The sequence below is a fragment of the Thermosynechococcus sp. FA-CM-4201 genome (assembly GCF_054689355.1).
The window spans coordinates 227,229-250,618 of the sequence record NZ_CP079920.1 but is presented as its reverse complement, the minus strand read 5'-3'; the positions used below and the strand labels follow the sequence as shown (position 1 = coordinate 250,618).

The following is a 23,390-nucleotide window of genomic DNA, read 5'->3' as shown; positions in this document are numbered from 1 at the left end:
GGGAAACCCTGCCAACCCTTGCTTCACTTGAAGCATGACACTGTGTAGTGTTCCCAAAGAAAAGGGAGCATCAAGCGTTCTAGGGTATCACAATTTTTGCCCCTCAGTGCGAGTTTGTGCAGAGATTGGGTGGCTTAGCCGCGCACTTTTGCTGTAAAGCCAGAGGCCTTAAATTGCTCCAACTGCAAAGGCGTTGGTTGGTCGTAGGGCACGCTAATGCGAATTTCAAAATCACTAATGCCGGGTGGAATCACATCAATTGCCCCAACCCGTGTGCGGTTTTGCAACACTGGATTGCCATTAGCATCGTAGATGCGGCCAAAGACATCGGCATCCACCACCGTTTTGCCGGATTTATTCTCGGCTTTGCCAGTAATCAGGTAGCAGTTGGCCTTGAGGGTCGTGCCCCCGGGTGTGACTGAACCTTCACCAATTTCTGGCGGACATTCGTGGTAACTGAGGTCAAAGAGCCGCACTTGAATAGCGGCGATCGCCGGCAGCGTGGCGATACTTGACCAGCACAGGACACTGAGGAGCAAACATACCACTCCTCGACGCAGATATCCCACAAACCGATTCGCACTCATCGTCATCGCTCAGCACTTCAACACGCCCCTATTATCCCACAGTGGTCAAAATCCACAGATCAACCGCTCCCAATAGCAGCGTCAAGACGGCCAAAATACCGTACATCCAAGGCTGAGCAAGGGGCTTAATCACCTCTGTGGGCAATCCCGTATGGGCTTCAATGGCACGCATCATTTGGGCAAACCCCGCCACTCGCATCGGCAGAAGATACCCTTGACCTGTGGCAGTCACCAGATAATAGACCAAGCCCCCTTGGCTGGTACTGCGGGGCTGAAGCCCTTGAATCTCTGACCAAGCCAGTTGCCACTGCCGCCGCAGGAAGGGGGGAACCCAACCGGGATAGGTGAGGCGGATTCCTTGAGCATCCAGTTCTACCCGTTGACTCAGCGCCCCCCAGAGCAAAACGCCCCCAAGGGCGATCGCCCCCCAAAGGAGCAGGGGTGAAACAGGCGCCGCCGTCTGTGCCGCCAAAAAGGGGAGAGGAAGTGTGAGGGCGCCATAGAGGGCAATGAGGGTTCCAGAAATCAGGGGCGAGGTTTTGAAGCGCAGGGGTTCAGTCATTGTCGTTGCTGAGTTATTACCTAAAAGGTGCATGATCATTCATCAATAGAATAACCAAGTGGCAAAGGCATATTTAGTCCCCTGCACCACGGGCAAGGCAGCATGGGGATGGGTGTAGTAGGCAGGAAAGACAACAACATCCCCCGTCCGTGGGGTGACCTTTACCCCTTGGCGATCGAAGTAGGTTTCTCCCCCCTGAAAGTCTTCATTGAGATAGCCCACGAGACTCACATCCCGCGTCGGAATACCTTGCGCCAGTTCCATTTGCCGACTGGCCAGCAATAGGTTGTCCACATGGCGGCGATAGCCCTCACCCACCCGATAGCGCAGGATCGAGAAGTTCTCAATTTCAGGAAAGCGAATGCCATAGTGCTGGTAGAGGACGATTTGAATCGTTTGGGTGGCTTGGAGAAGAATCTGCCGCATCGTGTCCTGTTGGGGGTCTTGGGGATCAAAGCGCAGTAGGCCGCCGCCGCGCACTGAGCGATCCACCGTCCCCATGAGAATTTGCGCATCCTCAAACCCCACCTTCTCAGCCGTAGCAATCACCTGCTGACACTGGCGAGCGGGAATCAAACGCTGGAAGAGGAGAATCTCACCCCCCAAGTCAAGAATTTGCAGCGGTGCAGCACTCATAGGGCAAAGATGGTCGCTGTTTCTACGATAGGCCTAGGGGAGGCGTAGTTGCACCGGCACTTCACTTTGGACATTGCCACTGACAATCACCTCTTGGCGATCGAGCCACCCTTTTGCCCGCTGTCCCTGAACTTGAATGCGGGGATTGCTCTGGCGGTAAAAGACGCCCCCTTGGGCTTCCACTTCCTGTTGGGGAATCCGCCAAATCAGTTGAGCCGTGCGTAGGTGGGCATTGGGGCGCTGGATTTCCACTTCACCGCTGGCTTCCACCCGCTGTTGGGGGATCCACCAATTGAGGCGTTGGGCACGCAGTTGCGCCTGTTGGGGTTGACTGTTGATCTGGGCATTGTCAAAGATGGCGCGGTTTTCAGCCATCAGGAAGACACCGCGATTGGCTTGCCCTTGAATGCCTTGAGTGGGGTACTGCACCCGCACCGGGCGATCGCTCACCAATTGCTGCTGCGGAATCAACCAGCGCACCGTTTCTCCTTCAACCCGTAGGGCAGGGTTAGGAAGCTGCACCTGAACGCCCCCCTCAAGGGTAACTACCTGATCGCTAATTGACCAGATGGCCCTTTGGGCTTGCAGCCGCTGCCCTTGGCGATCGCCCGCCACACCAATGACAGTCACCCCCCCTTGACCAATCACCCCTGCCAAGAGCCGATTGGGTTCCTGCTGCCACACCAGACTCTCCGTATTGAGGCGCAAATCCTTGGCGTCCTTGGCGGGCGAGGTCACCTGAACGGCATTGAGGGCACGCAGTTCTTGGCGTTGGCTATCGGCTTCGAGGCGCTTGGCAGTAACGGTGACTTGGGGATAGCGGGCTTGCAGGTTTTTCTGGGCAATGAGAACGCCGCGATCGCCCTGCCAGACCAATTGATCGGCCACAATCGTCCCCTTTTGCTGGAGATCAGTGACCGTGGTGCGACCCTCAATCCAGAGTTGCCCATCCCGCTGCCGCACATTGACTGCCTTAGCTTGCACCTTGTAAGCAGTTTTGCCCTCTGCCTTTAATTCCCCCGTGAGGTTTTGAATCTCCAATTGCTGGCGATCGTCATCGCGATAGCGTGCTCCCGCCGCTTGCAGTAACCAGAGAAGTTCACCTTTGGCATTGGTTTGCCGTAGGGTCAGATTTTGCAGCTTGACATCACCCGTGATTTCTGGTTCTGGTGAGGGTTCCTCGCCCACCCACTGATCCACCCAGCCACAGCCTGTTAAGGCCAGTACAAGGCAAAGGGGGAGGAGGGGTCTAGGCAGAGGCATTGTTGTCTAGGTTCTCTAGGGTCTCGGGTGACTCATTGCCCGCAGCTTCCTCTTTCCCTTCGGCGGTATCTTGCTCCCAATGGGGAGTCACAATGGGGGGTGGCGTCAGGCTACCCGTGACGGGGCGGTAGGTATAGGTCGGGCGGGGCGCTTTTTGGATTTCTTCGCGAATGCTCTCCAGATCAATGTAGCGATCGGCAACGTTAATGAGGCTATCGCTCGTCATCGATCGCAGGCTCACCACCTCAACCCGTGCCCCTCGGTAACTCACCGCATCCACCGCATAGGCCAAATCGCCATCACCACTGACCAAGATGGCAGTATCATAGCAACCCACCAGCGCCATCATATCCACGGCAATTTCCACGTCAAGATTCGCCTTTTTAGAACCGTCGGGGAGTTGGACGAGTTCCTTGGAGACAACACGATAGCCATTGCGGCGCATCCACAGCAAAAACCCCTGCTGTTTTTCATTGGTGGGGTCAACCCCCGTATAGAAGAAGGAGCGAAAGAGACGGGAACCTTGGGTCAGGTGGCAGAGGAGTTTTGAATAGTCAATTTCAATGCCCAGTTGCAGTGCTGCATAGAATAGGTTGGAGCCATCAATAAAGATGGCAACGCGCCCGCGATTTTGTAACACCTGTTCTGGCGTGTAAATAACTGAAGACGAAGATGTAACCATGTAGAAATCATCTCAAAAAAAGTGTGTTATCGAAATATGAAGTCATACCTCTAGCGTATCGCGCGTCAAGGGGAATCGGCGACGGTTGCAGGCAGCGACAGTTTTTGGAAAATCGGCTCTGGATTGGCCAGAGGTTGTGACGCCGGTAAAACACCCCACTGGGCTTGGCGATCGCCCAAAAGGTCTGGGGCAACTGATCCGTTAAATTTAATACTATAGCCCAACTGCCCATAGATGGCCTCACTCAGTTGGGGGATAATCGGGGCAAGGACATAGGCCACAAGCCGCACTGACTCCAATACACAGTAGAGAATCTCCGCCACCGCTTGCGTTTCCCCAGCCTTATAGCGTTTCCACGGTGCCTCTTCATCAAGAAATTTATTCCCTGCCCGTGCCAGCGCGAGTGCCTGTTGACACACCTCATGGAAGGCCAGTTGCCGATACCCTTGGCCATAGGTTTGGCTGAGGTGCTCTGCCGGTTGCCGCAGGGGATGCTCGCGCGGAATCGCTGACCCTTGGACATTGGGCACCTTCCCATCGGTATATTTCCAAGCCATTTTCAGCGTGCGATTGAGTAAATTCCCCAGATCATTGGCCAGATCCGCATTGAGGATATTGACAAAGCGGGTCTCACTAAAGTCACCATCGCGGCCAAACTCCACCTCTTTCATGAAGTAGTAGCGCACCGCATCAGCACCGTATTGCGCCACCAAGGCAAAGGGATCAAGGGTATTCCCCAGACTTTTGCCCATCTTTTGACCATCCTTGGTGAGAAAGCCATGGACAAAGATCTGCTCTGGCAGCGGCAAGCCCGCCGACATCAACATGGCTGGCCAAGAGATGGCATGGAAGCGCAGAATATCCTTACCGATCATGTGCAGGTTAATCGGCCACCAGGTTTTAAGGGCATTGGCCAAGGTCGGCTCATCTTCTGGTTCCAAGAGGGCGGTGACATAGCCCAAGAGGGCATCAAACCAGACATAGAGGGTCTGTTCTGGATCCGTGGGCACGGGAAACCCCCACGCCAGATTCACCCGCGAAATGGAAAAGTCCTGAAGCCCCCGCTCAATAAAACTCAGCACCTCATTGCGACGGCTGGGGGGCTGGACAAAGTCAGGATGTGCAGCGTAGTAGTCCAAGAGCGCCTGCTGATACTTCGAGAGGCGGAAAAAATAGTTGCGCTCATCTCGCCATTCCACCGTCCGATTCACATGGATCGGGCAGCGCCGACCCTCAAGCAGTTCGCGTTCTTCCTTGAATTCTTCGCACTCGACACAGTACCAACCCTGCTGCTGACCGAGATAAATGTCGCCGTTGTCCCATACCCGCTGAAAAAACTCGTTGACAATGGCTTGGTGGCGAGGACTGGTGGTGCGGCTAAAGCGATCGTAGTGGATATTCAGTTGTTGCCACAGGGCTTGAAAACCAGCGGCAATCTCATCGCAGTGGGCTTGGGGACTGAGACCCCGCTGTTGAGCCGTGCGCTCAATTTTCTGGCCATGCTCATCGGTACCGGTAATGAACCGCACCTGATAGCCCTGCAAACGATAAAAGCGAGCGAGCACATCGGCAGCAATGGTTGTGTAGGCACTGCCAATGTGGGGAAGGGCATTGACGTAGTACAGGGGGGTAGTGAGTGAAAAGTGCGGTGACAAGCAGTGTTTCTCCCTAGGAGGTCGAGCAAATCGCGTTATTTATCATAGTGCCATCAGTAACAGCTTGGAGGCGATCGCCCACCGCCAGATCTACCCAAGGACTCAGGGGGCCTTCTTGCTCACTGCCATTGGCAGCCAAGTCACTGTGGCAGAGGAATAGGCGATCGCTCACCCGTGAACATAGATCCACCAGTAAATGCGCCAGACGTTCTGACTCCAATTGCCACACCCGCGCACTGGGACTCGCCGCCCCTTGTCGCAAAAAAATGGGTGCCTGCCAGAGGCATTGCAAGCCGCCATCCTGCCAACGCGGACTCCCCACATCCAGCCAAAAATGCCAGCGATGGGCGAGTTGGGCACTGCGATATTGAAACGTTGTTGCTAATAAGACCCCTTGGGGCTGCCGCAGGGGTGGGGCGGGATCAGCGGTTACAATTCCCCGCCGCAATAGAGCAATCCATTCCCGTAGCCGCTCAGCCGTTGGCGTGGCTCGGTGCTCTGGGAGGTGATCATAAATTTGCCAGTAGGCGGCTGTGCCCTCAAGGAGCGATCGCAGGGGAGCCAATTCACTGGCCGTCAGGTTTTGTGGCCAGAGATAGCGTTGAATCGCCGCATCGAGGAGATAGACAGGCGTTTGGCTAGGATCTAGCGTGCTCAGCCAATGGCGGAACGTCTCATAGGCGTCGGTGGCTCGATGGCCAAAGCGATCCCAATGGCTGTATTGGGTTGTGCTCAGCAATTCAGCTTTCTCCAGACCCGGTTGAAAACAATAGCAAGAGAGCAGGCCTGCCCGCACCGGATCAATCGCTCGCGGCAGCAAAACCGTTAACATCTCCGCAACCGCCGTTGCCTCTGGCATTATTCCCGTTCGCGGATAAACAAACAGCAACAGTGTCAAAAGGGCACGCACAAAGGGGGATTGAATCAGGGGGCGCTGCTCATTCCAGATCACAAGGGGAATGCCGCGTTTTTTTAGCTCAGTGCTAAAGACATGGCGGGCAACGCTATCTAAACCGGGGGCAAGGATGGCAATCTCGTTTGGTTGCACCATCCCTTGATGAATGGCGGTGACAATTGTCGCAACCACTTCCTGTAACAGTTGCATCCGCGAAGTGGTTTGAATGGCCGCTATGCTTTCAGGCAGGGTGGCTTGAGGCGTAGTGAGGCGTTCTTGAATCTCAGTTTGGAGAGGGGTATTGCCAAAAATCGTTTCAGCGGGGTAGGGCTGTTCAATGACAGTGGCTTGGTTTTTCAGGCCGAGAAACGCATCGGGATCAGCTCCGAGACCGAGACGGACAGCGCCAATGGGTTGATGGGTTAGGACAATTTTGATCCCCTGTTCGTTAAAGAGGGCGATCAAATCCGCCATCACCGCTGGATAGTTGTGGGTATTGTCAGCCAAGAGACACTGAAACCGTTGCCCCAAGGAGGCTTGGTATCGGGGATGGTCAAGGAGAACCCGCCCAAATAAATCCGTGGTGATGCCGTAGGTGAGAAGGCTGTGGGTAGTACACCAACTTTGCCACTGTTTCAGGGCGGTGACGATCGCCCCCACCGTTTCTGAAGGCATCTCAAGCTGCTGATCCCAAATGAGTTCGGGCAGGTCATCAAGGCTGAGGCGGGCAAAGGCAGCCAATTGAAAAATATCAAGAAGGTGGCGCGTGGCGCGATCGCCTACGGCGCAGCGGAGCTGTTCGCTATTTTCACTGAGGACGGCAAACGTATGGTTAGCAAGCCAAGGCTGCCACAACCGCTCTGCCCACACCAACTCCGTTTCTGGTTTCAGACGCAAAGGGGGATGCGGATCAACGGCCTTCGCCTCGACCAGCAGCGGCCAAAAAAGTTCTACCTCATCCTGCATGAAGCCCACTGGCGTGGTGATATAAGGTCTGTAGCCACTGCCCAACTGCGACTCAATTTCCCGTTGGATGGCTTGGCGGCCTTCGACGGTATCGGTCAAAAAGAGGAGCGATCGCTCGCGGGGAATCACTGAGCTGTCTTGGCCCACCCACTGGGCAAATTCCCTCACCAGTGCATAGGTTTTGCCACTGCGACTACTGCCACTGATCCACTGCAACACCGCCAACAAAGCCCGCAAAGTCAATTTGCTACGATTTTATCTATCCTATCGATTTATTGCTTTTGCGGTAGCCGTCGAGAACAACAGCAATGTCCAGCAATCCCTTTATTCGCCTCAGAGACTGGATCAAGCGTGCAGAACAATGGTATCTCACAACTCCTAACCGCGCTCTACAGGAAGCCTATGAAGCCGCTCTAAAAATTCGCGCCATTGAACTGGAACATTTTGACGGTCAACCTATTAGTCCCCTCAATCTACCTGTGGGAGAAGTCTCTAGCTATTTCGAGACAGAGCTAAAACAACTGCTGAAAACCATTCGTATGCGGATGACGGAGTTTCGCGCCAGCCGGCAAATTTTGCCCCTTGCTCCCCCCCAAAGTTCCCCCACTCCTGTCAATGGCAGTATCAGTGACGCAACAGCAACCTATACGGTGACGGCTACCGTCAGTGGCACGACGGAGGAACCCAGCGTCTATGAAAAGCTGCGGGTGATTGATGCCACCCTCAACCGCTATAAACGGCAGCGCGAAAAGGAACTCAATGCCCTTGCCCGTCCCAGCCTCAGTCGCCAAGACCCCCAACAACGCCAGCAGGTGGCCGCCCTCGACAAAATTGAGGACGATTCTCTCTACCTATCGGAATATATCAGTGATGATCTCACCGATGATTCCAAGCTGGACAGCAGCAGCTTTATTCCCCGCTCGATTTTGCGCACCGCCGATCGCTTTCGCCGTGAACTTAATTCCGATGAAGCCACTGAAGCTGAAGTCGTTCGTGATTTTCGCACCTCAAAGCTGCGCACCCGTCTGGCCGTTCGTTTTATGCTCTTGTTGGTGATTTTGCCCCTGTTGACTCAGCAAATTTCCAAGGCGCTGATTGTCAGTCCCCTCGTCAACCACTTTAAGGCGGTGGGGCAGATCGAACGCATCATTAACTCCCAACTGGAGGACAACATTCTTGATGAGCTGGCTCGCTTTGAGAACAAAATTCGCTTTGAAAGCCTTGTCAGTAATGTGCCAGTTTCCCCCGAGGAGATTCAAAGCCGCATCCGCGAAAAGGCGATTGAGCTATCCACGGAATACCAAAAGGAACTGATTGAACCCCTGAAGAATATCCTCTCCGATGCCTTGGGCTTTACGGTCTTTTTGGTGCTAGTGTTTACAGGTCAACGGCAACTGGCGATTGTCAAGGCTTTTTTGGATGAGGTGGTCTATGGCCTCAGTGATAGTGCCAAGGCCTTTATCATTATCCTATTTACGGATGTCTTTGTCGGATTCCACTCCCCCCACGGCTGGGAAGTGTTGGTGAACAATACCCTCGAGCACTTTGGTTTTCCTCGCAATGAGGACTTTATCAATATGTTTATCGCCACCTTTCCGGTGATGCTGGATACGGTGTTTAAGTATTGGATTTTCCGTTATCTCAACCAGATTTCCCCTTCGGCAGTGGCCACCTACAAGAATATGAACGAGTAGTTAGGAGCGCACCACTGGCTGGAGAATGGGACAGATCGTGCCCTCTAGGGGTTGCGCGGGCGATCGCCAGCCGGAGAGGAGGCCTTGCAATTCCTGTTTAAGAATGTGCAACTGCTGAATTTGCGCCTCAATGATGGCCAATTTTTCCTCTAACTTCTCCTTGATGTGGTCACAGGGAATCTCACCGCGATCGTACACCTCAAGAAAAGCTTTGATGTCGCTCAGGCTGAGGCCAAGGGACTGGGCACGTTTAATAAAACTGAGGCGAGCAAAGACATCCTCAGCAAAGAGGCGATAGCCCCCACGGGTTCTGCCAACGGTTCGCAACAGCCCCAATTCCTCATAATAGCGAATGGTCTTGACGGGCAGACCACTACTGTGGGCAACGGTACCAATCAAATAGGCGGCTGCATTCATTGCAGTTCTCCCAAGATCAGCGAGACAGCGATTTTAGAGAGGGGTACTTTAATTTTCTGCCACTCAGAGGCCAGATCACCACTTTCGGAAATTTAGCCATCTGCGCTATAATCATAAAGCTACGCGGATGTGGCGGAATTGGTATACGCGCACGTTTGAGGGGCGTGTGGCTTTGCCTTGCGAGTTCGAGTCTCGCCATCCGCATCTTCTCTATGGGTGAATAAAGAAGGCGATCGCCAGCACGAGGTAGGTGATCATCAGCAAGACACCCTCTAGCCAATTCGTGCGGCCATCGTTGCTAATGGAGTTGGTGATGGCAACCGCAGCCACAACGGCCAAGAGTTCAAAGAGATTAAAGCTCAGGTTCATCTCCGCTTGACCCAAGAACCAGCCCACCAGCACAAGCACCGGTGCCACAAAAAGGATAATCTGCAAGCTAGACCCAATCGCCACCGCCACTGCCCCTTCCATGCGGTTATTGAGGGCAAACTTGATACAGGTGATAAACTCAACCACACTGCTGAACACGGGAATCAGAAACACGCCTGTAAATAACTGCGTCAGTCCCATTTCACTAATGCTGTCCTGCAAGCTATCCACGAGGATGTCGGAAACAAAGACCAGCAAAATCGTACCCCCCAGCAGAATGGCAACGGGCACCTTGAGATTGACAGTGGGGGAGGGTTCCTGACCCGCGATCGTCTCATCCAGCAAGTAGAGGTGACGATGGGTTTTCATGGAAAAGAGCAACATCAGACCGTAAAAAATCAGCAGCAAAATCGCCGACGCATAGGAAAAGCGATCAATCAAGTGAAGCTGCACACTGGGCGCCACCGCCTGAATCGCGGTTGGGGTCATCAGTACAATCACCGATAGGGTGAGGGCAGAGGCGTTAATGCGAGCCACAGGTGCCGAGAACTGCTGCTCGGGAAATCGGATGCCCCCAACAACAATGGCCAGCCCCAATCCCAAAAGCAAATTGGCAATAATGGCACCGCTGAGACTGGCTTTCACCACCTCTGCCAGACCCTGACGCAGGGCGACAATGGCAATAATCATCTCGGTGACATTGCCAAAGGTGGCATTCAAGAGTCCACCAAGGGCAGGGCCAATCACTTCGGCGATCGCCTCTGTGGAATTGGAAATCCAAGCCGCAAGGGGCACAATGGCTAGACCACTGAGGATAAAGCTCACCATTGGCGGCATTTTGACGATAAAGTTAAGGAGGGCAAGGGGCACAAAAATCAGTAGGCCCAGCAGAATTTTTTCCTGTGTTGTCATGGATCGATGCCCTTGAGCGAATCATCAATTGACTGTCTCCACCTCTCGGGAATTCGCTACTACGGCTATACGGGCGCCTTACCAGAGGAACAAATTCTCGGCCAGTGGTTTGAGATTGATATTAAGCTCTGGTTTGACATGGCACAAGCGGCGGCCAGCGATCGCCTTGAGGATACCCTTGACTATCGCCCCCTTTTGCAGGCCATTGAGCAGTTAATGCAGCAGCAGCGCTTTCAGTTAATCGAGACCCTGGCGGCAGCCATTCTCAACCTTTGCCTTGCTCCTTCCCAAGTGCAGCGGGCTGCTGTGCGCGTAACGAAACTTGCCCCGCCTGTGCCCAACTTTACGGGTCAAATTAGTGTCGAAATGGTACGCCCCCATGCCGAATCGCCTTAGCCAGTGTCAAAGCCTCTATCTGCGCAAGCACGCCGAAAACCCCATTGACTGGTGGCCGTGGTGTGACGACGCCCTCGCCAAGGCGGCTGCGGAGGATCGGGTGATTTTTCTCTCGATCGGCTATTCCAGTTGCCACTGGTGCACCGTCATGGAGGGGGAAGCTTTCTCGGATCTGGAGATTGCCGCCTATCTCAATGCCTATTTCCTGCCGATTAAGGTGGATCGCGAGGAGCGACCCGATATTGACAGCATCTATATGCAGGCCTTGCAATTGATGACGGGTCAGGGGGGCTGGCCGCTAAATATCTTTCTCACCCCTCAGGATCGCCGTCCCTTTTATGGTGGTACCTACTTTCCCGTGCAACCGCGCTATGGCCGTCCGGGGTTTTTGCAGGTGTTGCAGGCGGTGCGTCGCTTCTATGACCAAGAAAAGGAAAAGCTCGCTGCCCAACAGGCCACTCTCTGGCAATATCTCGCCCCCCCCGCGGAGATGGGAGAGGCCGTCCCCCTGACTGAAGAACTCCTAAGGGCAGGGATTCGCCAAGTGATGCCGATTTTGCGCGATCGCCCCCAAGGCACCTGCTTCCCCATGATGCCCTACGCCCAAATGCTTCTACAGGGGCTGGCTTTCAGTCCCAATCCCCCAGAACTGTTGCACCTGTGTCAGTTGCGGAGACACAACCTCTTGCAGGGGGGGATCTATGATCATGTTGGCGGTGGTTGGCATCGCTACACCGTGGATCCGCAGTGGACAGTGCCCCACTTTGAAAAAATGCTCTACGACAATGGCCAAATTGTGACCTATTTAGCGCGGCTGTGGCAGCAGGGCGATCGCTCCCCCCAGATTCCCGCTGCAATTGCCCAAACAATTCAATGGCTCGATCGCGAAATGACCGCCCCTGAGGGCTACTTCTATGCAGCGCAGGATGCCGATAGCTTTGTCAGTGCCAATGATCCTGAACCTGAGGAGGGTGCCTTTTATTGCTGGCAATATGCCGAGCTAGAGCAGACCTTAAGCCCAACGGAATTGGCACAACTACAAGCCCACTTTGATATCTCTCCCAGTGGCAACTTCGAGGGCAAGATTGTGCTCAAGCAAGTGCGCCCCCCAGAGAATCCTGAAGTGCTACTGCCGATTCTGCGCAAACTCTTTGCCCGCCGCTATGGTGCTGATACGCCGGTGGATCAACCCTTTCCCGTGGCCACCGATAATGCAACTGCAAAAGGGCGGGCTTGGCCGGCACGGATTCCCCCCGTCACCGATACAAAAATGATTTTGGCTTGGAATAGCCTGATGATCACTGGCTTAGCCACGGCAGCCCAAGTCTGGCAAGAGCGCACCTACTGGCAGCGAGCGGCTAAAGCGGCGCAATGGCTCCACGAGCATCAATATCAACAGGGCAAACTTTACCGCCTCAACTATGGGGGCACCGTGGCCGAAGTGGCGCAGGCCGAGGATTATGCCTACTGGATCCAAGCTCTCCTTGCCCTGTATCAAGCCAGTTTAGCGGTGGGGGAGGCGGCGCAGCCGTGGCTGGAATTGGCCACTCAGTATCAAACCCTCTTTGATCAAGAATTGGCGGCAACAGAGGGGGGCTACTACAATGCACCCGAACGCGCGGATTTGATTGTGCGCCAGCGGGAAGGTCTCGATAATGCCACACCTTCTGCCAATGGGGTGGCGATCGCCAACTTGGTGCAACTCTTTTTGCTCACAGAGAATCCCGCTTACCTCGAACAGGCGGAAAAGGGACTGCGTTTCTTTAGCCCGTTGATGAAGGAGTCTCCCCAGAGTTGTCCGAGCCTTTTGGCGGCGTTGCAGTGGTATCTGCATCCTGTGTGTGTCCAAGTGCGCCCTGATCAGGTAACAACCCTCGGGGATCGCTACTTGCCAACGGCTGTCCTCAAAGTTCGCGCTGACCTCAAGCCAGTCGCCCTTGTCTGTGAAGGCTTGCGCTGCCGTGAACCCGCACTGACCCCCGCCCAACTGCAACAACAATTGGATGATCTCTATGGCTGAAGCATTGCGTCGTACCCCCCTCTATCCCCTGCATCAAGGCGCACGGTTTACCCCCTTTGGCGAGTGGGAGATGCCCCTTCAGTACAGCAGCATTTTGCAGGAACACCAAGCGGTGCGACAGCGGGTGGGGATGTTTGATATTTCCCACATGGGCAAGTTTCTGCTGCGCGGCTCGGAGGCGATCGCGGCACTGCAAGAACGGGTACCCACCAATCTCAGTCGTCTCCAGCCCGGCCAAGCAAAATACACCGTTCTCCTCAATGAGGCTGGGGGCATTGTTGATGATGTCATTCTCTACATTGGGGATGGCCAAGTCCGCTGTATTGTGAATGCGGCCACCACTGCCAAGGACTGGGCATGGTTTCAGACCTATTTAACCGCCAGTATTGAGTTGATTGATGAGTCAGCAACACAGGTGCTGATTGCCCTTCAAGGCCCTGCCGCGACAGCGACCTTAGCTCCCCTGTGCGATCGCCCCCTAGATGACATCAAGACCTATCGCCATGCTCAAGTGAACCTCTTGGGACAGCCCGCTTGGATGGCCCGCACCGGTTACACGGGCGAAGAGGGGTGGGAAATTCTTGTCACACCAGAACTGGGGCAACAGTTGTGGCAAACCCTGCTGGCGGCGGGTGTTACGCCCTGTGGGCTAGGGGCGCGGGATACCCTGCGCTTAGAGGCGGCCATGCTCCTCTACGGCCAAGACATGGATGAGCAAACCACCCCCCTAGAGGCGGGTCTTGATTGGCTGATTGATTGGCAAAAGCCCGATTTTGTGGGTCGTGCGGCTCTCTGGGCGCAAAAGCAGCAGGGCATTGAGCGGCAGTTGGTGGGTCTAGAACTCGTGGGCAAAGGCATTGCTCGCCACGGCTATCCCATTTATGCGGGGGCACAGGCTGTGGGGGAAGTCACCAGTGGCACCCTATCTCCCACCTTGGGGAAGGCGATCGCCCTTGGCTATGTCTTTCCAGAGTTTGCCCACATCGGTCGTGAACTAGCAGTACAGGTGCGCGATCGCCAAGTTCCAGCCGTGGTGGTTCCTCGCCCCTTCTATCGCCGCCCTCGGTAGCCGCTGCCATTCCGCTAAAATTTGATCCATCAGTGGTGATACGCAACGAATGCTGGAAACCTGCCCTCGCTGTTCTGCCCGTCTAGGAAAGCCGCTGTCTTCTGGCCGCCAAGTGTGTAGTGCCTGCGGTTGGAGTACGGTGGTCATTGAGCGATCGCCCCCCCCGCCACCCACGGGATTACCCCTGCTTTTGAGTCAGATCGGGCGGTTGATCAAGCGTTTTTTCCAGTATTTGGGGGTGCAACTGCAACTACTGTGGCGATCCCTAACCGCTCGTTCGCAGCAGCAACAACCGCGCCGCAACCTATGGGAAAGCCTCGTCACCAAGCTCAAACACCTCGAGGAGAAAATTCCCACCGGTGATCCCAGCAAGGAATGGTTGACTCCCGAAGAGGCCTTTCAACTGCTGGGGGGTAACCCAGACAACCCCAACTCGAAGGTGAGTACCCTTGATGGCAAGCGACGGATTGGTTTATCGGCCTTTCGGCGACTGGTGAATACCGCCGAATATGCAGATTTTGGCTTTCAATACTCTAGCGATCGCCACCTGAAAAATTTACCCTATTTGCGTCGTCTACCTCGCCAACCCTAGGGCGATCGCAGGCCGAGAATAATTTGCCACTCCGATTCAGTAACCGGTTGTACCGAAAGACGGCAGCCCTTTTGCAACAGCAGCATCCCCTCTAGGCCGGGCGTTTGCCGCAGTTCTGGTAGTGTAATTGGCGGCGCAAAATCGCGGCGATACTGAATATCCACCATAAACCAGCGGGGATTGTCAGGGGTGCTTTGGGGGTCAAAGTAGCGACTGTCGGGATCCCAAGCAAAGTGATCGGGATAGGCGGCCTTGACGACTTCGGCAATGCCCATGATGGCTGGTGGGTTGGCATTACTGTGGTAAAAGAGGACGCGATCGCCCACCTGCATGTGATCGCGGATAAAATTGCGGGCTTGGTAGTTGCGTACCCCTTCCCAACAAGTCGTCTGTTGCGGTGCCGCCTGCAAATCCTGCCAAGAAAAAACGCTTGGCTCCGACTTCAGTAACCAAATCCCTGCCATCAAAGATTCCGCAATGGTTCATTTAGAGGTCTGCCGTGCCCAAACTACAGCGTAGCAAATCCGCCACTGTCGCACAGTAGGGGGTTAGCCCCAAGGTTTGAGGATTGAGCACCGTCTCATAGGTAAAGTTGCGATAGTTCAAGCAAAAATAATCCCAAGGTGACATCTGCACTCGAAATACCCGCACAAAAAAGTTGATCACCGGCAGTGTCAAGGGGACTTGCCCATAAATGGGGAGCTTGGCAGCAGCACACAACTGGGCTAGCATCTCGTTAACAGTAATTGGCGGGTTACCCAGAGCCACCCGACGCGGTACGGGATACTCAGGATGCTGCAACAGATAGAGAACCACTTGGGCTATGTCGCGGGCATGGACAAAGTGAAAACTGGCATCAGCGCGGAAAAAGCGAGCCAACCACAGCCACTTGAGGACTTCGCGCATGCCCTCAGTGATGAAGGAGGGACGCTTCCCATCAGACCCGCCGCCAAACACCATGGTCGGAAACAGTTCAATCACGCGATCGCCCACGGGCAACTGCTCAATGGCATGGAGACACTCATACTTGGAGCGAATATAATCCGTTCCCAAAGTGCCTGCTTCCGGCAGCGGTTCCATCTGATGATTGAGGATACTGGCTGTTGAAAAATAGAAGACCCGCTGGCAGCGTTGCGGATCCAGTTGCTTGAGGAGATGGCAGGTTTGCTCGTAGTTGATAGCAAAGACTTTCTTTCCCCCCCAAGCGGTTGCCGTTAGGATCGCAACATCGAGGGTGGGCAGTAGCGGCTCCAGGGGGGTCAAATCCATGAGATCCGCCTGAATCACGTTCACCCCGGCTCGTTGGTGAGGATCAATCTGCAACCGTGCGGGATCCCGCACCAGCAAAAAGAGTTCGTGATCCGTCTCTTGGATCAGCGCCTCAGCGATGTACTGGCCAATGCAACCACTGGCACCCGTGATCAAGATGCGCATTAGCCGAGGGACTTCACCAGATCAAAGAGAAAACCCACATTCTCCTCAGGGGTTCCTTGGAGAACACCGTGGCCAAGGTTAAAGATATATTTGCCCTTGCGACCCGCCTCGATAATCCCTAGCGCCCGTTCCTTGAGCACTGGCTGCGGGGCAAAGAGGGTGACGGGGTCTAAATTCCCCTGAAGACCAACACTGGCAGGAAACTGCTGGCGAATGGTGCCGATGTCCACGGTCCAATCAAGGCTGACAATATCTGCCCCGGTTGCCGCCATGCGATCGACCACTGCGGCACTGCCATTGATATAGAGGATGATTGGCACATCGGGATAGACCGCTTTGACTTGCTGCACCACCTGCTTTTGGTAGGGGAAGGCAAAGGTATCGTAGTCCTGACGGCTGAGTTGACCCGCCCACGAATCAAACAGTTGCACCACTTGGGCACCACAGTCAATTTGATAGCACAGGTAGTCGGCAATCGCGGTGGCCAAATGGTTTAAGAACTTGTGGAGCAACTCTGGCTCACGGTAGGCCATCGTTTTGATTTCAATGTAGTCCTTAGAGCTTTTGCCCTCAATCGCATAGGCGGCAAGTGTCCAAGGGGCACCGGCAAATCCCAGCACCGTGGCGCGATCGCCCACCTCTTGGCGCAGCGTCGAGAGAATCGGACGAATAAAAGGACAGGCCGCTTCCGGTTCCAAGGGATGGAGTTGTTGCACCTGCTCAAGGGTGCGGATAGGTGGATCAATGATCGGCCCTTTACTCTCGACGATGTCAAAGGGAATACCAATCCCCGGCAAGGGCGTGAGAATATCCGAAAAGAGAATCACGCCGTCTGGGGCGAAGGCACGAAAGGGTTGGAGTGAAATTTCAATAGCCAGCTCAGGGATTTCCGATCGCTCCCGAAACGAGGGATAGCGATCGCGCAGGTCACGATAGACCTTCATGTAGCGTCCAGCTTGCCGCATCAACCAAATGGGGGGACGCTCAACGCTTTCACCACGGGCAGCACGTAGGAGTAAAGGGGTGGTCATCCTAAAATGTGTAATTCCAATCGTTTTCAATGGCTCTGGAAGACTCGCTTAGCAAGCCCTATTGAAGTCAGGTGTTGCCTGCGATTCACAGAGTTTAACCCTACAATCATACCCTAGGGGGCGATCGCTCCCACACCTCAGAAGAGAATTCCCTTGCTTTACCAAGCGCGGGGCTGAAACTGCGGGTCATTGAGAATCGCCACGCCATCCCCCGACTGTGCCAACACAAATAGACCCTGCCGATAGGCATAGCGAGCCACCTCAGGCGGCACAATCATCCCCGCCACCGCTCCTAGGAGTTTTGTACCCCGATACTGATGGGCCAAACGGCGAAATTTGGCAATCCGCTCTAAGTGTTCATCGACATCACTTTGGCTGAGCTTGGTTTTCACCTCAACGAGAACGGCTTCATCGGTGTTAACGACCAACAGATCAATCTCTAGGCTCTCGTTTCCATCTTGGAGGATCACATCGCTGTAGAGTTGAGAGACGGCAATGCCCCGACTCTGAAATAAGCGCAGCACGGCTGGACGTACCTGCCATTCGACAAATTCCCCAAGACGGTTACCCAGTTTGCCAATCTGTTGGTTAAGTTGGCGAGCTTCTTCTCGCAGTAACCGTTCAGTCTCCTGAAAACGACGCTCAGTTTCTTGAAATCGGCGTTCTGTTTCCTTTTGAGCTTCCAGTAGCTCCCCCAATAACCGCCAAACATCTTCAGGAGTGTATGCTTGTGTCATCTTACTTGATTGATGATTCCCCATAGACTGGGGTATTTCCTATAGGATCATACCCTAGGGGATAGAACCGATGAATGATCAACTACTCGAACAATTTCTAAACCTCATCCGCCGACAAACAGGGATCAGCATTCGTGCACAGGATAAACCATACCTAGTGCGTAAGCTGATGAGTCGCTGCCGCGCTCTTGAATATCAGAACCCTAACCAATATCTGGCTTTGCTAGCTAATTCCCATTCTCCCAACTGTCAGCAGGAATGGCAGCACCTTGCGGACTTGATTACCACTGGTGAAAGCTATTTTTTTCGGGATCAAGGTCAGATGACCGTCTTGCGGGAGCGCCTCTTACCAGATTTAATTGCTCGTCATCAGCAGGATCGCACATTGCGGATTTTAAGTGCGGGATGCTCCACAGGAGAGGAGGCCTATTCCCTAGCAATTTTATTGAGAGAATTGATTCCTGATGCTACAGGATGGCAAATCAGCATTGTTGGTTATGATCTCAGCCAAGGGGCGATCGCTAAGGCAAAAGCAGGGGTCTATGGTCGCTGGTCGTTTCGGGGGCTAGATTCCAGCCTGCAACAACGTTATTTCCAAGCTACTGGTCAGGGATGGGAAGTTGTGCCTTCCCTACGTGAGTGGGTACGCTTTCGCTGTCTGAATTTACTAGCACCCACAGAGTATGATTTGCTTCCTGCAAGTGTTGATCTCATTGTCTGCCGTAATGTATTTATTTATTTTGACAGTGGAGCCATTCAGCAGATTTTACAAACATTTATTTCACTGCTGCGCCCTCAGGGTTATCTACTGACAGGACATACAGAACTTCAGGGACAAGAGGTTAGCCCCCTCCAAGTCATTAGTTTTCCTGAATCCGTTGTCTATCAGTTGGGCAATGGTACCTCTGTGAGTCCCGTACCTCCAACACCACCACTGACCCTTCAACAGGAAACCCACATCGCTTTTAGTGAACGTAACTATAACAATGCCCTTGCTCTAGCACAGCAGTGGCAGCGATCCCAGCCACAGAACGAAGACTGTTTATTGCTCATGGCACAGATCCACGCCGATCAGGGTCGCTACACCCAAGCGATCGCCCTCGGCCAGCAAATTCTCTCCCTAAATCCTGAAAATATTACAGCGCTCTTTCTCCTTGCCCATCTTGCGGAGGAGCAACAGGATAAAATCACTGCCAAAGAATATTTGCGACGGATTATCTTTCTGAGTCCCAATACAGTAGCAGCCTATGTTGAACTGATTGAACTCCACCTCAGTGAGCAGGAGTTTGATCCCATTCCATCCCTGCTGGCAACCGCACAAATGCTCCTGCAAGATCGGTCTGGAGATGAAGTGATTCCATTACGCCAAGGGGTGACTGTGGCGATGCTCCGCCATTACTTGGCTCAAATTGCTGCTACAGCCATTCAGTGATGTCGGATCCCATCGGTGAGGAACAGATGAAACCCTGTACTACAGCGGTTTTTACTGTTTTCAGCTTGTTCAATCTTTTTGAAAAGAACTATATGCCCCTTGCACGAAGGCAGAAGTATGCTACAATCCCTGTGTTATTTGTAAAGTTTTGATCCAGAAAGTCAATAAAAAAGTTAAGCTGCTATCAATGTAGTTGTTAATACATTAATTTATTAGGTGATATAGTAACCTAGGTAATAATTTATAAACTCTTCTCTAGAAAACATAGCTTAGTGATTCCCTGTTAATTTATAGCTCAGTGTATGTTTCTATACAAAAGGCCTCACTGAGTCTTGCACGTCCATCAGTTCCGTCTATTTGAGATGTTTGCATTAAACTCACGAAGTTCACGGTGAAGTATTGGCAAATGAACTGAAGAATACAAGCTTACTGTTGAATGGTTCTGTGATTGTCTGTTGTGTTCAAAAGGGGGAATTTATGCAAGCGTTTGATGATTCTACCTACTGTTCTACTCAAACTTTAGGTGCCATCCTGTCACTGCCACAACTATTACAACGCTTAAAGGCACAGCGCTTTACAGGTGTGTTAAAAGTAGCGGCAAACATTCCAGAAACTCAACGCCACTTGGTCTATCGTGTTGGTTTTTATGAAGGGGGATTGACCTTTGCCGCTTCTCGTCTCCCTAGTCCTGATGAACTGCTCCACCTGCTTGGAAAAGTGTTGAAAGTGGGCTTTATGGATACGTTAATGCAGTATGCCCATAGTCGTACAGCCGAGGCCTCCCATCGTGGTGTTTTAGAAGCTGTCGTCAATACACGGGCGTTGAGTTGGGAAGATATTGAGTCAGCAATGACAGAGCGCCTAACAGTACTTTTAGAACGACTGGCTCCCTATACCTGTACTGCTGAGCCTCAACCCGATGCCGTTTGCGATCTTTACTATGGTGACGATGGCCATGGGATTGATCCTGATCGAATTCTAGAGCAGATTGAGAGTCGTAAGGCCCTTTGGCAGCAACTCTATCCTACTATTCCTTCCCTAGAAGCGATTCCTCGCCTCCATGCAGGTGCTTTAGATACCATCCACCACGAGGCCACGGTGCAGCACCTAAAAACTTGGGTCACGGGTGAGAGAACGATTGCTGATATTGCTGAGGGGTTGTATAAGGATTCTCTAGCGTTGGCATCCCTCTATGTTCGCTGGGTTAATGATGGCCTTTTGGGATTTGTTACCACGGCGGACACTCCTACTCAATTACCTGTTGTTTTGACTGTAGATGATAGTCCCATTGTGCAAGCGATGATTCGCCGGGCCTTGGGCGATCGCTACGAAGTCATTAGTGCCACTAGTGCCATTGATGCGCTGTCCCTGTTAAATAACCGCAATGTTTCCCTCATTCTTTTGGATGTGACCATGCCGGAAATTGATGGCTTCGAGTTTTGCCGCACCATCCGTAAAATTGAGAAATTCAAAGAAATTCCGGTAATCATGCTCACGGCTAAGGATGGTCTCATTGACCGTGCAAAGGGGCATATGGCTGGTACCAATGCCTATCTCACCAAACCTGTGGATCGCGAGATACTGCTCAGCACAATTGAGAAGTTTATTTAGGGTGCCCTATGGACTATCTTCAACTGACAACAGCAGGTTTGAAGTGTCTGCTGCCCCTATCTATCGTTGAAGAAATTTTTAGTCTCCCAGAGTTGACGGTTATCCCAGAAACCCCTAGCGATATTCTCGGGATACTCAATTTGCGGGGGGATCTCGTTCCGGTCATGGATTTGGGTTGTCGTTTAGGGATTAGGCCGCCCCAATGTCGCGACACGGATGTTGTTATTTTGCTAAGGGCAGCTGGATTACGGGTGGGGGTCGTTGTCAATCAGGTTCAGGATGTGGTTGCAGAGAGTGCAGTTGAACTGCGACATGAGCCGGACTATGGCCACCTTAGCCCCCTTAACACTGCTTTTGTGGCTGGGTTAGCCCAAATGGGTGAGGAGTTGTTGATTGTCATCAATGTTGAGACCCTCATTCGTGCCCCAGCAGCAGTGGCAGCACTGACCTCAGAACTAACGCCAGCGGATCTGGAGCGGCACACCAGTTATGATTTCTATGATTGCTATTGGCCAACAGCAACGCCAGCCCAGCGATCGCTCCTACGGGAACGGCAACACCACCTCAGCCGCACCGCAGCAACCACAGAGCTTGCGGATGACACTCTAACTGTAGGTGTGTTTGAGTTGGGAAGAGAGCAATTTGCCCTTCCCTTGAACGAAATCCGCCAATTTGTTGAGGTTACTACGGTCGTCCCCATTCCCCATGCTCCAAAGTTGGTTGTGGGACATCTCCCCCTACAGGGTGAAGTGATTCCAGTCTTGGATATTCGTGAACCTCTAGGTTTGGAGCGATCGCCCATTCCCTTGAAAAAAGCAGCCGTTGTTTTTGTAGAGAGCACTACAATCGCTATTTTAATTGATGATGTGCGGGGGATTATCACCTACCGCTACCAACAAATCAGATTAAGTTCCTTTTTGGCCACTCATGATAGTGGTTGTATTGGTTCTATTATTGAAGGGGGGCAAGTGATTAAACTACTGAGTATTAGCCAGTTGCTTAGTAAAAGTCTTCAACTCAGTAACGCTGCTTAATCAGCATCAATTGATGATTTACGATTGATTCTTATTATGTGAGGAGTATTCATGCGTATTCGTTATCAGCTTTACTCTTTGATTGGTGCCATCTCCTTTATGGCTCTAACGAGTTTAGGGGTGGTTCTCTTTAACCGTGCTGGCGAGGATGCAGTTGTTGTCAACGAAGCAGGCTTAGTACGGGGTGGCACTCAGCGAATTGTGAAATTGCGGCTTGCTGGGGCGAATATTAATGAACTGATTGCCCGCAACGATCGTCGTATCAACGCTCTCATCAATGGAGATGCAGAAATGGGGATTCCTCCCGCTCGAGATCCCCAGTTTCGCAACCTAATGCTACAGGTGCAATCGGAATGGCAGCAATTGCGGCAACAGCTTCAGCAACCCCAAATTAACATTGCCCAACTCATTCAAGATAGTGAAGACTTTTTCAAACTAACTGATGATGCCGTTAAGGCTGCCGAAGTTGCTGCTAAAGAATCCAATGATTTTATAAAAATCACTGAGATCGTGATTATTTCTCTAGAAGTTATTCTTGTTATTATTGTGCTACTCATTATTAAGCGGATTATTTCGCTACTGTCACGACTATCTACGCAAATTGCCACCTCCTCTAACGAAACGGCTGCCGCTCTTGCTGAACAGGAAAAGGTTATTGCCCAACAAGCGGCTTCAGTGAATCAAACAACAACAACCATGGAAGAATTGGGTGCCTCTTCTCGTCAGTCGGCAGAGCAAGCAGAAGCCTCAGCAGCAGGAGCCAAGCAGGCCATGGAGTTGGCCACCTACGGTAAGGAAACTGTCCAGCAAACTGTTCAGGGCATTGAGGCCCTCAGGGGCAATGTTATGGCCATTGCTGAAAAGATTATGCAGTTGAGTGAGCAAACAACCCAAGTAACGGCGATTTCTGAACTGGTGGCCGACATTGCCAATCAAACGAATATCCTTGCGCTGAATGCCGCCGTTGAGGCTGCCCGTGCCGGTGAGCACGGTAAGGGTTTTTCTGTGGTGGCGCAGGAAGTTCGCAAGCTCGCCGATCAAAGCAAAAAATCAGCGGAGAAAATCACAACACTGATCCGCGAGGTGCAAGCAGCGATGAATGGCACAGTGATGGTGACCGATGAAGGAATGAAAGCAACCAATGAATGTGCCAAGTTGGCGCATACCACCTCTGAGACCTTTGCCACGATCGCCAACGCCATTGATGCAGTGCACCTCAACAGTCAACAGATTGCTCTGAGTTCTAAACAGCAGGCCGTAGGGGTTCAACAGGCCATTTCGGCCATGAATGCAATTAACTTGGGAGCACAGGAAACCTCTACAAGCGTGTCCCAAATCAAGACGGCGACCCAGCAGTTGGTAGAAGCCGCAGAAACCTTGCAAAACTCGGTGTAGG

Annotated in this window: 22 protein-coding genes and 1 tRNA gene; 10 read left to right on the top strand and 13 right to left on the bottom strand. The window is 52.8% G+C overall.

Translation table 11 applies throughout. From position 1 onward, the window contains the following. Positions 1–134: 134 nt before the first annotated feature. The 7 genes from KV190_RS01130 to KV190_RS01100 form a co-directional block, all read right to left on the bottom strand. Positions 135–593 (bottom strand): hypothetical protein, encoded by a 459-nt coding sequence (locus KV190_RS01130; RefSeq protein ID WP_460194217.1) that lies wholly within the window; start codon positions 591–593, stop codon positions 135–137. A gap of 25 nt (positions 594–618) precedes the next feature. Continuing rightward, entirely contained in the window at positions 619–1,149 is a 531-nt protein-coding gene (locus KV190_RS01125; RefSeq protein WP_460194216.1) for a hypothetical protein, read from the bottom strand. Between the two features lie 42 nt (positions 1,150–1,191). Next, positions 1,192–1,785, bottom strand: a complete 594-nt coding sequence (locus tag KV190_RS01120) for a prolyl hydroxylase family protein (protein ID WP_460194214.1) — start codon at positions 1,783–1,785, stop codon at positions 1,192–1,194. A gap of 33 nt (positions 1,786–1,818) precedes the next feature. Continuing rightward, positions 1,819–3,048: an LPS export ABC transporter periplasmic protein LptC gene (gene lptC / locus KV190_RS01115; protein WP_460194213.1), complete on the bottom strand. Its 1,230-nt coding sequence runs from the start codon at positions 3,046–3,048 to the stop codon at positions 1,819–1,821. Then, complete coding sequence (locus tag KV190_RS01110) at positions 3,035–3,730, bottom strand: LabA-like NYN domain-containing protein (protein ID WP_460194212.1); 696 nt, start codon at positions 3,728–3,730, stop codon at positions 3,035–3,037. The genes lptC and KV190_RS01110 overlap by 14 nt, the downstream gene beginning before the upstream one ends. Before the next feature lie 65 nt (positions 3,731–3,795). Further along, positions 3,796–5,385, bottom strand: a complete 1,590-nt coding sequence (metG, locus tag KV190_RS01105) for a methionine--tRNA ligase (protein WP_460194211.1) — start codon at positions 5,383–5,385, stop codon at positions 3,796–3,798. A gap of 13 nt (positions 5,386–5,398) precedes the next feature. Beyond that, complete coding sequence (locus KV190_RS01100) at positions 5,399–7,489, bottom strand: recombinase family protein (protein ID WP_460194209.1); 2,091 nt, start codon at positions 7,487–7,489, stop codon at positions 5,399–5,401. Between the two features lie 65 nt (positions 7,490–7,554). Here KV190_RS01100 and pxcA point away from each other — a divergent pair, with 65 nt between their 5' ends. Next, positions 7,555–8,940: a proton extrusion protein PcxA gene (pxcA, locus tag KV190_RS01095; protein ID WP_460194208.1), complete on the top strand. Its 1,386-nt coding sequence runs from the start codon at positions 7,555–7,557 to the stop codon at positions 8,938–8,940. Here the strand turns inward: pxcA and KV190_RS01090 are convergent, their stop codons facing one another. Continuing rightward, complete coding sequence (locus KV190_RS01090; RefSeq protein WP_460194207.1) at positions 8,941–9,357, bottom strand: heavy metal-responsive transcriptional regulator; 417 nt, start codon at positions 9,355–9,357, stop codon at positions 8,941–8,943. 123 nt (positions 9,358–9,480) lie between these two features. Here KV190_RS01090 and KV190_RS01085 point away from each other — a divergent pair. Further along, positions 9,481–9,561, top strand: a tRNA-Leu gene (locus KV190_RS01085). Positions 9,562–9,567: 6 nt separating this feature from the next. Here KV190_RS01085 and cax read toward each other — a convergent pair. Beyond that, positions 9,568–10,638 (bottom strand): calcium/proton exchanger, encoded by a 1,071-nt coding sequence (gene cax / locus KV190_RS01080; protein WP_460194206.1) that lies wholly within the window; start codon positions 10,636–10,638, stop codon positions 9,568–9,570. A gap of 6 nt (positions 10,639–10,644) precedes the next feature. Between cax and folB the strand changes: the two genes are divergently transcribed. The 4 genes from folB to KV190_RS01060 are packed head-to-tail and all read left to right on the top strand — an operon-like array spanning position 10,645 to position 14,715. Then, positions 10,645–11,034 (top strand): dihydroneopterin aldolase, encoded by a 390-nt coding sequence (folB, locus tag KV190_RS01075; protein WP_460194205.1) that lies wholly within the window; start codon positions 10,645–10,647, stop codon positions 11,032–11,034. After that, a complete protein-coding gene (locus tag KV190_RS01070) occupies positions 11,018–13,054 on the top strand; it encodes a thioredoxin domain-containing protein (RefSeq protein ID WP_460194204.1) in 2,037 nt (678 codons plus the stop codon). The genes folB and KV190_RS01070 overlap by 17 nt, the downstream gene beginning before the upstream one ends. Then, a complete protein-coding gene (gene gcvT / locus KV190_RS01065; protein WP_460194203.1) occupies positions 13,038–14,123 on the top strand; it encodes a glycine cleavage system aminomethyltransferase GcvT in 1,086 nt (361 codons plus the stop codon). The genes KV190_RS01070 and gcvT overlap by 17 nt, the downstream gene beginning before the upstream one ends. A 49-nt stretch (positions 14,124–14,172) precedes the next feature. After that, positions 14,173–14,715 (top strand): hypothetical protein, encoded by a 543-nt coding sequence (locus KV190_RS01060; RefSeq protein WP_460194202.1) that lies wholly within the window; start codon positions 14,173–14,175, stop codon positions 14,713–14,715. Here KV190_RS01060 and KV190_RS01055 read toward each other — a convergent pair. The 4 genes from KV190_RS01055 to KV190_RS01040 all read right to left on the bottom strand — a co-directional run bounded on the left by KV190_RS01055 (position 14,712) and on the right by KV190_RS01040 (position 17,917). After that, positions 14,712–15,179, bottom strand: coding sequence for an EVE domain-containing protein (locus KV190_RS01055; RefSeq protein ID WP_460194201.1), 468 nt, complete (start codon positions 15,177–15,179; stop codon positions 14,712–14,714). The two genes, KV190_RS01060 and KV190_RS01055, sit on opposite strands and share 4 nt — an antisense overlap. Before the next feature lie 22 nt (positions 15,180–15,201). Beyond that, on the bottom strand, positions 15,202–16,149 hold the full coding sequence (locus KV190_RS01050; RefSeq protein ID WP_460194200.1) for an NAD-dependent epimerase/dehydratase family protein: 948 nt from the start codon (positions 16,147–16,149) through the stop codon (positions 15,202–15,204). After that, a complete protein-coding gene (hemE, locus tag KV190_RS01045; RefSeq protein ID WP_460194199.1) occupies positions 16,149–17,180 on the bottom strand; it encodes a uroporphyrinogen decarboxylase in 1,032 nt (343 codons plus the stop codon). Before hemE ends, KV190_RS01050 begins: the two co-directional genes overlap by 1 nt. 158 nt (positions 17,181–17,338) lie before the next feature. Next, positions 17,339–17,917 (bottom strand): hypothetical protein, encoded by a 579-nt coding sequence (locus KV190_RS01040; RefSeq protein WP_286625897.1) that lies wholly within the window; start codon positions 17,915–17,917, stop codon positions 17,339–17,341. A 70-nt stretch (positions 17,918–17,987) separates the two neighbouring features. Between KV190_RS01040 and KV190_RS01035 the strand changes: the two genes are divergently transcribed. The 4 genes from KV190_RS01035 (at position 17,988) to KV190_RS01020 (ending at position 23,389) form a co-directional block, all read left to right on the top strand. Next, entirely contained in the window at positions 17,988–19,349 is a 1,362-nt protein-coding gene (locus KV190_RS01035; protein WP_460194198.1) for a CheR family methyltransferase, read from the top strand. Positions 19,350–19,826: 477 nt separating this feature from the next. Continuing rightward, positions 19,827–20,960: a response regulator gene (locus KV190_RS01030; RefSeq protein WP_460194197.1), complete on the top strand. Its 1,134-nt coding sequence runs from the start codon at positions 19,827–19,829 to the stop codon at positions 20,958–20,960. 8 nt (positions 20,961–20,968) lie between these two features. Next, positions 20,969–21,994, top strand: coding sequence for a chemotaxis protein CheW (locus tag KV190_RS01025; RefSeq protein ID WP_460194196.1), 1,026 nt, complete (start codon positions 20,969–20,971; stop codon positions 21,992–21,994). A 51-nt stretch (positions 21,995–22,045) separates the two neighbouring features. Then, positions 22,046–23,389, top strand: a complete 1,344-nt coding sequence (locus KV190_RS01020; RefSeq protein ID WP_460194195.1) for a methyl-accepting chemotaxis protein — start codon at positions 22,046–22,048, stop codon at positions 23,387–23,389. Position 23,390: the final 1 nt, after the last annotated feature.

What these genes read in the sequence shown, in the direction of transcription:
- KV190_RS01030 (WP_460194197.1), top strand. Translation starts at nt 19,827, where the DNA reads ATGCAAGCGTTTGATGATTCTACCTACTGTTCTACTCAAACTTTAGGT.
- KV190_RS01040 (WP_286625897.1), bottom strand. Translation starts at nt 17,917, where the DNA reads ATGACACAAGCATACACTCCTGAAGATGTTTGGCGGTTATTGGGGGAG.
- KV190_RS01035 (WP_460194198.1), top strand. Translation starts at nt 17,988, where the DNA reads ATGAATGATCAACTACTCGAACAATTTCTAAACCTCATCCGCCGACAA.
- gcvT (WP_460194203.1), top strand. Translation starts at nt 13,038, where the DNA reads ATGATCTCTATGGCTGAAGCATTGCGTCGTACCCCCCTCTATCCCCTG.
- hemE (WP_460194199.1), bottom strand. Translation starts at nt 17,180, where the DNA reads ATGACCACCCCTTTACTCCTACGTGCTGCCCGTGGTGAAAGCGTTGAG.
- cax (WP_460194206.1), bottom strand. Translation starts at nt 10,638, where the DNA reads ATGACAACACAGGAAAAAATTCTGCTGGGCCTACTGATTTTTGTGCCC.
- folB (WP_460194205.1), top strand. Translation starts at nt 10,645, where the DNA reads ATGCCCTTGAGCGAATCATCAATTGACTGTCTCCACCTCTCGGGAATT.
- lptC (WP_460194213.1), bottom strand. Translation starts at nt 3,048, where the DNA reads ATGCCTCTGCCTAGACCCCTCCTCCCCCTTTGCCTTGTACTGGCCTTA.
- KV190_RS01110 (WP_460194212.1), bottom strand. Translation starts at nt 3,730, where the DNA reads ATGGTTACATCTTCGTCTTCAGTTATTTACACGCCAGAACAGGTGTTA.
- KV190_RS01120 (WP_460194214.1), bottom strand. Translation starts at nt 1,785, where the DNA reads ATGAGTGCTGCACCGCTGCAAATTCTTGACTTGGGGGGTGAGATTCTC.
- KV190_RS01060 (WP_460194202.1), top strand. Translation starts at nt 14,173, where the DNA reads ATGCTGGAAACCTGCCCTCGCTGTTCTGCCCGTCTAGGAAAGCCGCTG.
- KV190_RS01125 (WP_460194216.1), bottom strand. Translation starts at nt 1,149, where the DNA reads ATGACTGAACCCCTGCGCTTCAAAACCTCGCCCCTGATTTCTGGAACC.
- KV190_RS01130 (WP_460194217.1), bottom strand. Translation starts at nt 593, where the DNA reads ATGACGATGAGTGCGAATCGGTTTGTGGGATATCTGCGTCGAGGAGTG.
- KV190_RS01055 (WP_460194201.1), bottom strand. Translation starts at nt 15,179, where the DNA reads ATGGCAGGGATTTGGTTACTGAAGTCGGAGCCAAGCGTTTTTTCTTGG.
- KV190_RS01070 (WP_460194204.1), top strand. Translation starts at nt 11,018, where the DNA reads ATGCCGAATCGCCTTAGCCAGTGTCAAAGCCTCTATCTGCGCAAGCAC.
- KV190_RS01090 (WP_460194207.1), bottom strand. Translation starts at nt 9,357, where the DNA reads ATGAATGCAGCCGCCTATTTGATTGGTACCGTTGCCCACAGTAGTGGT.
- KV190_RS01020 (WP_460194195.1), top strand. Translation starts at nt 22,046, where the DNA reads ATGCGTATTCGTTATCAGCTTTACTCTTTGATTGGTGCCATCTCCTTT.
- KV190_RS01025 (WP_460194196.1), top strand. Translation starts at nt 20,969, where the DNA reads ATGGACTATCTTCAACTGACAACAGCAGGTTTGAAGTGTCTGCTGCCC.
- KV190_RS01050 (WP_460194200.1), bottom strand. Translation starts at nt 16,149, where the DNA reads ATGCGCATCTTGATCACGGGTGCCAGTGGTTGCATTGGCCAGTACATC.
- pxcA (WP_460194208.1), top strand. Translation starts at nt 7,555, where the DNA reads ATGTCCAGCAATCCCTTTATTCGCCTCAGAGACTGGATCAAGCGTGCA.